2 protein-coding genes and 1 pseudogene are annotated in these 9,409 nt (G+C 73.7%); all 3 read left to right on the top strand.

Translation table 11 applies throughout. From position 1 onward, the window contains the following. Nucleotides 1-3,174, top strand: a 3,174-nt coding sequence (locus GTY56_RS16150) for a type I polyketide synthase (protein WP_161366081.1), incomplete at its 5' end; no start/stop codon positions are given. A gap of 136 nt (nucleotides 3,175-3,310) precedes the next feature. Continuing rightward, nucleotides 3,311-9,181 (top strand): annotated as a pseudogene (locus GTY56_RS16145) (type I polyketide synthase); the annotation flags it as partial. Next, nucleotides 9,096-9,409: polyketide synthase docking domain-containing protein (locus GTY56_RS41580; RefSeq protein ID WP_524540108.1), on the top strand; the 314-nt coding region annotated here is incomplete at its 3' end. The pseudogene GTY56_RS16145 and the gene GTY56_RS41580, both read left to right, overlap by 86 nt.

The raw sequence follows: 9,409 nt of genomic DNA, 5'->3' as shown, positions 1-9,409 counted from the left end.
GAGGGCGGCCTGCGGCGTTTCCTGACCTCGGTGGCGGAGGCGTTCGTCCAGGGCGTCGATGTGACCTGGCCGGCACTCTTCGACGGTACCGATGCCCGCGTCATCGACCTGCCCACCTACCCCTTCCAACGCCAGCACTACTGGGCACCGGCCTCGCCCGCCGGCACCGGCAGTTCCGCTGCGGCCCGCTTCGGTATGACCTGGGAGGAGCACCCGCTCCTCGGCGGTGCGCTGCCGCTCGCGGAGTCCGGTGAGCTGCTGCTCGTCGGGCGGATCTCCCCGGCCTCTCACTCCTGGATCGCCGACCACACCGTGGCCGGGACCGCCCTGCTGCCCGGGACAGCTTTTGTCGACATGGCACTGCACGCCGCCGCGGTCGTGGGCTGCGCGGGCGTGGAGGAGCTGAACATCGAGGCCCCACTGCCGGTGCACGGCGGCATCCGGCTCCAAGTGGTGGTCGACGAGCCCGACTCCTCCGACCGGCGCCGCGTGAGCGTGTTCGCGCGGCCGGAGGCGGAAGACGGGGACACCAGCCAGTGGACCCGACACGCCGTCGGCGTACTGGCCCCCTCCGCTGCTCCTGACGCGGGCCGGCCGCAGTGGAGCCGCGCGGCCTGGCCGCCGAGCGGTTCCGTGCGCGCGGAGGCGGCGGAGCTGTACGACAGGTTCTCCGCGCTGGGATACGAGTACGGCGAGGTGTTCGCCGGGGTCGAGGACGTCTGGCTCCGCGAGGGCGAGGTGTTCGCCGAGGTCCGCCTGCCCGCGGGCGCGACGCTGGACGCCGAGCGGTTCGGGGTGCACCCCGGCCTCCTCGACGCGGCTCTGCAACCCTGGCTGCTGGGTGACTTCGTGCCGCGGGCCGACGACGGATCTGTGCTGCTGCCGTTCGCCTGGCGGGGCATCACGCTGCATGGGACCGGTGCCAACGCGCTGCGGGTCCGCCTGGGTCCGGCCGGGGAAGAGGCCGTATCGCTCGAGGCCGTCGACCTCGCCGGTGCCCCGGTGCTGTCGCTGGACGCGCTGGTGCTGCGTCCACTCGCCCAGGACCGGCTGGTGGAACTGGTCGGTGGCACGACGTCCCCGCCGCTGTACCGCGTGGACTGGCAGTGGAGCCCGATCGTGAGTGTGGCGCCGCCGGCCACAGGGCTCTTCGCCCCCTCCCCGTCCGGTGCCACGCGCCGGTGGGCGGTTGTCGGGGAGGGCGGTGCGGCCGCACGGTACGCGACGGCGGACCCCGGGACGGGGTGTGTCGGCGTCTTCCCCGACCTGGACGCACTGCGTACGGCGCTGGACTCCGGAGCGGACCGCCCCGACATCGTCCTCGCCGACTTCGGGGCCCGGCCCGGCACCGCCGCACCGCATGGGACGGCTCTGGCCGACGGGGTACGGGACACGGCTCGGCGGGGGCTCGCCCTCGTACAGGGCTGGCTGTCCGACGAGCGTTTCGCCGCCGCACGCCTCGTGGTGCTCACCGAGCACGCCGTCGCCACCGAGGCAGATGCGCGCCAGGTGGACCTGGCCGGATCGGCGCTGTGGGGGCTGATGCGTTCGGTGCAGACCGAGCACCCCGACCGCTTCGTCCTTGTCGAACACGACGGGCAGGACACCTCGTACCAGGCGCTGCCCGCCGCGCTCGACAGCGGAATCCCTCAACTGGCCGTTCGTACGGGAGAGATACGCACCCCCGGGTTGGCGGTCCTGCCGACTCCGGGAGACGAAGCCAGCGTGACGGGCACGGGGTTCGATCCCGAGGGCACCGTGCTGGTCACCGGCGCCACGGGCACCCTCGGCAGCCTGTTGGCCCGGCACCTGGTCACCGCACACGGCGTTCGGCATCTGCTGCTGCTCAGCCGCAGCGGGCGCGACGCCGACGGGGCCGCCGAACTTGAGCATGAACTCACCTCTCTCGGAGCCGAGTTCCAACTCCTTTCCTGTGATGCGGCGGACCGGGCGGCGCTCAAGGAGGCCCTCGCCACCGTCCCCGCCGCACACCCGCTGACCGCGGTGATCCACACGGCCGGTGTCCTCGACGACGGCGTCGTCGAGGCGCTGACCCCCGAACGGCTGGACCGCGTGCTGCGCCCCAAGGCGGACGCCGCACTGAACTTGCACGAGCTGACCGCGGGAATGCCGCTGAAGGCGTTCGTCCTGTACTCCGGGGCGGTCTCCCTGCTGGGCGGGGCCGGACAGGCCAACTACGCGGCGGCCAACGCGTTCCTGGACGGCCTGGCCCAGCACCGGCATGCGCAGGGGCTACCCGCGGTGTCCCTGGCATGGGGACTGTGGAGCGCCGCCAGCACGTTCACCGGCCACCTCGGCGAGGTGGATCTGCGGCGCATGGAGCGGTCCGGCATCGCGCCGCTCACGAACGAGCAGGGTCTCGAACTGTTGGACCGGGCACTTGGTGCCGTCGCCGGCGGGGATGCGCCGCAGATCTGCGTGATGCGGCTGGACACGGCGGCGCTGCGCCGGCAGGCCGCCGCACACGGGGCCGCTTCGGTGCCCCTGCTGCTGCGTACGCTGGCGGCGCCCGCCGTACGGCGTGGCGCGGCGCGAACGGGCCGTGGCGATCGCGCGGCGTCCGCGGTCACGGACCCACTGAGCCGGGCACAGGCCTTGCGGGACCGACTGGCCGGGCTGGACGCGGCGGGAAGGCGGGACGAAATCCTGGCAGTGGCCCAGGCGCAGCTGGCCGACGTGCTGGGCTTCACCGACACGACCGCGGTCGACCCCGTCCGCTCCTTCCGCGAGATCGGTCTGGACTCGCTGACCGCCGTCGAGCTGCGCAACCGGCTCGGTGCCGTCACCGGACTGCGGCTGCCGTCGGCGCTGGTCTTCGACCACCCCAACCTCGATGCGCTCGCGGGCCACCTGGCTGAGCTCCTCGCGGCGGAGGGCCGGGACGACGCGGGCGCTGCGGCGCTGTCGGGCATCGACGCCCTGGACCGGGCGGTCCGGGGGATGGCGGACGACGACACGCGGCGTGACGCCGTCCGCCGACGTCTCACGGAACTGCTGGCGGTGGTCGGCGACGCCCCCCGGGACGGCGACCGCAGCACACGAACGGCCGTCGGCACGGGAAGCCGCGGCGCGCAGGCCGGCCCCGACCTGCTGGGGCGGCTGGACTCCGCCTCCGACGAGGACCTGTTCGCGTTTATCGAAGACCAGTTGTGAGCGGCACGACGTGCGCGTCCCGCACCCGCACCGAAGCGCGCCGCAGCAGGCGCGCTTGCACCGACACGAGCACGTAGCCAGGAGGGTCCGGTCGATGACGGCCAACGACGACAAGATCCGTGACTACCTGAAGCGGGTTGTCGCCGAGCTGCACAGCACGCGCCAGCGGCTGAACGCTCTGGAGGACAACGCCCGTGAGCCCATCGCCATCGTGGGGATGAGCTGCCGACTGCCCGGCGGGGTGACCACCCCCGAGAGCCTGTGGGAACTGGTCGACTCCGGCACCGATGCCGTCTCGCCGTTCCCCGACGACCGGGGCTGGGACCTGGACGCGCTCCACCACCCGGAGTCGGGAGCCGTCCACTCCCGGGAGGGCGGTTTCCTCCATGACAGCGCCGACTTCGACGCGGAGTTCTTCGGCATCAGCCCGCGCGAGGCCGTGGCCATGGACCCGCAGCAGCGGCTCCTGCTGGAGACGGCCTGGGAGGTGTTCGAGCGGGCCGGCATCGACCCGGGCTCCGCCCGCGGCTCGCGCACCGGGGTGTACGCGGGTGTCATGTATCACGACTACGGCGCCAGGCTGAGGGAGATCCCGCCGGGTCTGGAGGGCTACCTGGTCAACGGGAGCGCGGGCAGCATCGCCTCGGGCCGGGTGGCCTACACCCTCGGGCTGGAGGGTCCCGCCGTCACCGTCGACACGGCCTGCTCCTCGTCACTGGTCGCCGTGCACCTGGCGGCGCAGGCGCTGCGGCAGCGGGAATGCGACATGGCGCTCGCGGGCGGCGCGACCGTCCTGTCCACCCCCGACCTGTTCATCGACTTCGCGCGACTGGGCGGCCTGGCCTCCGACGGGCGCTGCAAGGCGTTCTCCGACGCGGCCGACGGCACCAGCTTCGCCGAGGGCGCCGGAATGCTGCTCCTGATGCGTCTGTCGGACGCGGTGGACAAGGGCCACACCGTACTGGCGGTCATCCGCGGCTCCGCCGTCAACCAGGACGGTGCCAGCAACGGCCTGACGGCCCCCAACGGCCTCGCCCAGCAGCGGGTGATCCGCGAGGCGCTCGCCAACGCGGACCTGGGCCCCGACCAGATCGACGCGGTGGAGGCACACGGCACCGGAACCCGGCTCGGCGACCCCATCGAGGCACAGGCCCTGCTGCACACGTACGGCACGAGCCGCAGCCCCGAACGGCCGCTGTGGCTCGGCTCGCTGAAATCCAACATCGGCCACACCCAGGCCGCTGCCGGCGTGGCCGGAATCATCAAGACGGTGCTGGCGATGCGCCACGGACGGTTACCCCGCACCCTGCACGTCACCCGTCCCTCCAGCCGGGTGGACTGGACGGCGGGCGCGATGGAACTGCTCACGCAAGCACAGGACTGGCCCGGCCAGGGGGACGCCCCGCGCCGCGCCGGCGTGTCCTCCTTCGGCGCCAGTGGCACCAACGCACACCTGATCCTGGAGGGCGTCCCGGACGGCGACGACACGGCGGCGGCGGAGCGCGAACCGTCCACCGGCGGCGGCGCCTGGCCGCTCTCGGGCCGGACCGAGGCGGCGCTGCGAGGCCAGGCCCGGAGACTCCACGACCATCTCGCCGCCCGCCCCCACGTGTCACCCGCCGCGGTCGGGCGGACGCTGGCCCGCTCCCGTACACCGTTCGAGCACCGGGCCGTCGTCCTCGGACAGGACACCACCGCACTCCTGAGCGGCCTCAGGGAGCTGGCGTCCGGCGCGGCGCACGGACCCGGAGTGATCACCGGCCGGGCCGCACGCGGACGCCGTACCGCACTGCTCTTCACCGGGCAGGGCAGCCAGCGGCCGGGCGCCGGCCGCCGGCTCTACGAGCGATACGAGGTCTTCGCCCGTGCCCTGGACGAGACGGCCGCGGCACTCGACCGGCACCTGGACCGCCCGCTGCGCGAGGTGATGTTCGCGGAACCGGGCAGCGCGACGGCCAGTCTCCTCGACCGCACCGAGTACACCCAGCCCGCGCTGTTCGCCCTGGAAGTCGCCCTCTTCGAGCTGGTGAGTGCCTGGGGCCTGCGCCCCGACGCACTCCTGGGACACTCGGTCGGCGAGCTGGCCGCCGCCCACGCCGCCGGAGTGTTCACCCTGCCCGACGCCGCCCGCCTGGTGACGGTGCGGGGCCGGCTGATGGGCGAGCTGCCGACCGGTGGCGCCATGGCGGCGATCCAGGCCGGCGGCGCGGAGATCGAGGAGACGATCACGGCGCTCACGGCCCGTGGGCCGGCGCGCGTCGCCGTCGCCGCACTCAACGGGCCCGACGCCACCGTGATCTCGGGCGACGAGGACGCGGTCGCCGAGCTCGCCGCACTGTGGCGGGAGCGGGGCCGCCGCACCAAGGCGCTGCCCGTAAGCCGCGCCTTCCACTCGCCGCACATGGACGCCGTACTGGAACCGTTCGCCCGGATCGCGCGCGACATCTCCTACGCCGAGCCGCGCATCCCGGTGGTCTCCAACCTGACCGGCGAGGTCGCGTCGGCCGCGCTCCTGTGCACCCCGGAGTACTGGGTGCGCCACGCGCGCGAGGCCGTGCGCTTCAGCGACGGCTTCCGCACCCTGCGCGACCAGGGAATCGACACTTTCGTCGAACTGGGACCGGACGGCGTGCTCTCCGCCCTGGGGCGCGACTGCCTGAGCGAAGAGGAACTGGACGCCCCGCACCAGGACGTCTCGACGGAACGTGACACGGCCGGTTCGCCCGCCGACGGGCAGGAGCGTCCCGTGCTGATGGTGCCGCTGCTGCGCCGGGACCGCGACGAGACGACCACCTGCCTCGGGGCCCTGGCCACCATCCACACCCACGGCGTTCCCGTCGACCTCGCGGCCGTGCACGGTGACGGCGACGGATCCGCCGTCGACCTCCCCACCTACGCCTTCCAGCGCACGCGTTACTGGCTGGACGTCCCAGCCCCCGCCGGCCTCACCACCACCGGTCTGGAGCCTGCGGACCAGCCCCTGCTCCCGGCCGCCATCGACCTGCCCGACGGGGAAGGCACCGTACGGACCGGGCTGCTCTCCGTCCGCAGCCACCCGTGGCTCGCCGACCACCGCGTCCAGGACCGCACCGTGGTACCCGGAGCGGCCCTCCTGGACATCGCCGCATGGGCGGGCACCGAAGAGGGCTGCCCCCGGGTCGCCGAGCTGACCTTCGCCACGCCCCTCGTCCTGCCCGAGAGCGGAGAGGGGGTCCGGCTGCGCGTGACGCTGAGCGGCCCCGACGCGGAAGGCATCCGTACGATACGCATCGACTCCCGGCCCGCCGACGCCGCTCGGGCGGCCGACACCCCCGCCGACTGGATCCGGCACGCGTCCGGCACCCTCGCCCCCGCTACCGACGAGGCTGATGATGGTGCCGACGTGCCGGCGGAACTGCTCGGCGTCTGGCCCCCGGCCGACGCGACGCCCGTGGCCCTCGACACGGACGCCGTCGCGGCCGAGTACCGGCGTCTCGCGGACGCGGGCGTGACGTACGGCCCCGTGTTCCGGGGACTGCACGCCGTCTGGCGGCGCGGCGAAGAGCTCTTCGCCGAGGTCCGGCTCCCCGGCCAGGCGGCCGCCGACGCCTCGCGGTACGGCGTGCACCCGGCCCTGCTGGACGCTCTGGCGCACGCCACCGGGTTCGGCGAGCAGTTCACCGAGGCCCGCGGCCTGCTGCCGTTCTCGTGGAGCGACGTCCGGATCCACGTCCGCGGCACCGACTCCCTGCGCGTACGGATCGCCCCGGCGGGACCCGACGCCGTGACCGTCGCGGCGGCCGACCCGGCGGGACGCCCGGTCCTCGCCGCCCGCTCACTCACGCTGCGCCCTCTCCCAGCGAACCAGTTCCAGAGTCCGCAGGCGGGGAGCACACCGCTGTACGGACTGGAGTGGATCTCGGCCTCCGCTCCGGTCACCGGACACTCCGGTCCCAGGCCGGCGGAGTGGGGCGTCCTCGGCGATCCCGGCCAGGCCCTCCTTGAGGGCGTACGCGACGGAGCACAGGCACCCGTACGGACCTACGACGATCTGGCCGCGCTCGCGGCCTCCGACACGCCCCTGCCCGACCACGTCCTGGTGGAGCTCGGCCACAGCGGGGACGATCTTGCCGCAGGCGCCCACGACCTGGCCGAGCGTGCACTGGCCGTGGTGCAGGGCTGGCTGGCCCACGCCCGCTTCACGGACGCACGACTGGTCGTGCTGACGCACGGGGCGGTGGCGGCCGGCACCAGCGCGGTCCGCCCGGCCGCGGCCGTCGCCTGGGGACTGCTGCGCAGCGCACAGTCCGAGCATCCTGGCCGCTTCGTACTGGTCGACGCGGACCCGTCCGACCCGGCTGCCTCCTACCGCTCCCTGTCGCGGGCCGTCACCTCGAGGGCGTCCCAACTCGCCTTGCGCGGCGACGAGATCCTTGTACCCCGACTCACCCACGGAGCGAACGGGCAGGGCGCTGCTGCCGGTCGCCTCGGCGACGCCACCGAGCCGCGGGGGGCGGCCCTGAGGCCCGCCCCGTCAGGGAACCTTTCCGGCCCCTGGCGCGCGGACGGCACCGTGCTCGTCACGGGCGGAACCGGAACGCTCGGCAAGGCCGTGGCCCGGCACCTCGTGACCAAGCACGGCGTCCGGCATCTGATACTCACCGGCCGGCGCGGAGCGGACGCCCCGGGCGCGGCCGGGCTGGCCGCCGAACTCACCGAGTCGGGCGCCGTCGTGAACATCGTCCGCTGCGACGCCGCCGACCGCTCGGCGCTCGAAAGCGTCCTGGCCGCCGTCCCCGCCGCGCACCCGCTCACCGCTGTCGTGCACACCGCCGGTGTGCTGGACGACGGCATCGTCACGGCGCAGACCTTCCAACGGGTCTCGGCAGTCCTGCGGGCCAAGGCGGACGCGGTCACACACCTGCACGAACTGACCCGGGAACTGGACCTGTCCGCCTTCGTCCTCTTCTCGTCGGCCGCGGGAACCCTCGGCAGTCCCGGCCAGTCCGGCTACGCGGCCGCCAACAGCTTCCTCGACTCGTTCGCCGCCTGGCGGCGAGCACAGGGCCTGCCCGCCGTATCCCTGGCCTGGGGCCTGTGGGGCGACGGCGGCGACGGCGGTGGCGCAGGGGCCGACGGCATGGGAGCGAGCCTGGCCGCCGCCGACCTCGCACGGCTGCGCCGTTCCGGCATCCTGCCCCTCGACCCCGCCGAGGCACTGGAACTGTTCGACGAGGCCTGCGGCCCTTCCAGGACCGAGGCCGTGTTGCTGCCGATCCGCCTCGACCTGAACGGCCTGCGTGCTCGTTCGGCCCGCGGCACCGTACACGCAGGCGTGGTACCCGAAGTGCTGCACGCCCTGGTGCCCCCGCCCGCCGGTGCCGGCCCCTCGTCCGGTGCGGGCACGCCGGACCCCGCGGCGGGCCAGGAGCCCCCGACCACGGCCGCGGCATCCGGCACACTGGCCGAACAACTCGCCAGGAAGCCGCGCGGCGAGCGGCTCGCCGTCATCAGGGAGCTCGTGCGCACCGAGATCGCCTCGGTGCTCGGGCACGCGGACGCCCAACGCGTCCAGCTCCAGTTCTCCTTCAAGGAAGCCGGATTCGACTCCCTCACCGCCGTCGAACTCCGCAACCGGCTCACCGCCGTCACCGGGACAAGGCTCCCCGCCACTCTGGTCTTCGACCATCCGACGCCCGCGGCGCTCGTCGAGCACCTGGAACAGGAACTGCCGAAGGGCGGCCAGGAACTTCCCGCGGACGTCCCGGCGGTTCTGGAGGCACTCGACCGGATCCGGGACGGACTGGCCACCGCTGTCACCGACGACAACGGCCGCGCCCACGTCGCCGAACGCCTTCAGGAGCTGCTCGGCACGCTCGCCCCGCCGGTGGCCGGCGCCCGCCCGGTCGACGGCTCGAACAGTCACGACGGGCAGGACCCCGATGAGCTGTCGGTCGGCGAACGCCTCGCCGCCAGCACCGACGACGAGCTCTTCGACCTCTTCGACAGCGACTTCCGATCGAAGTAGCCCAGAGCCCGCTTGCCGCCACTGCTCTCCCGCCCCCGCCGCCCGCCCCACACCCCTGGAGAACAGCACCATGTCTTCCGAAACGCCTGCCACCAATGAAGAAAAGCTCCGCGCCTACCTCCGCCGCGCCATGTCCGACCTGCACGAGGCCCGCGAGCAGATCCGCCGGACAGAGTCGGCCAGGCATGAGCCGATCGCGATCGTGGGGATGGGGTGCCGGTTCCCGGG

Origin of the sequence: Streptomyces sp. SID5643 (genome assembly GCF_009872555.1) — a bacterium.
GTDB lineage: Bacteria > Actinomycetota > Actinomycetes > Streptomycetales > Streptomycetaceae > Streptomyces > Streptomyces iakyrus.
Note: the sequence above shows the minus strand (reverse complement) of the source record. Positions and strands in the feature narration are given on the sequence as shown.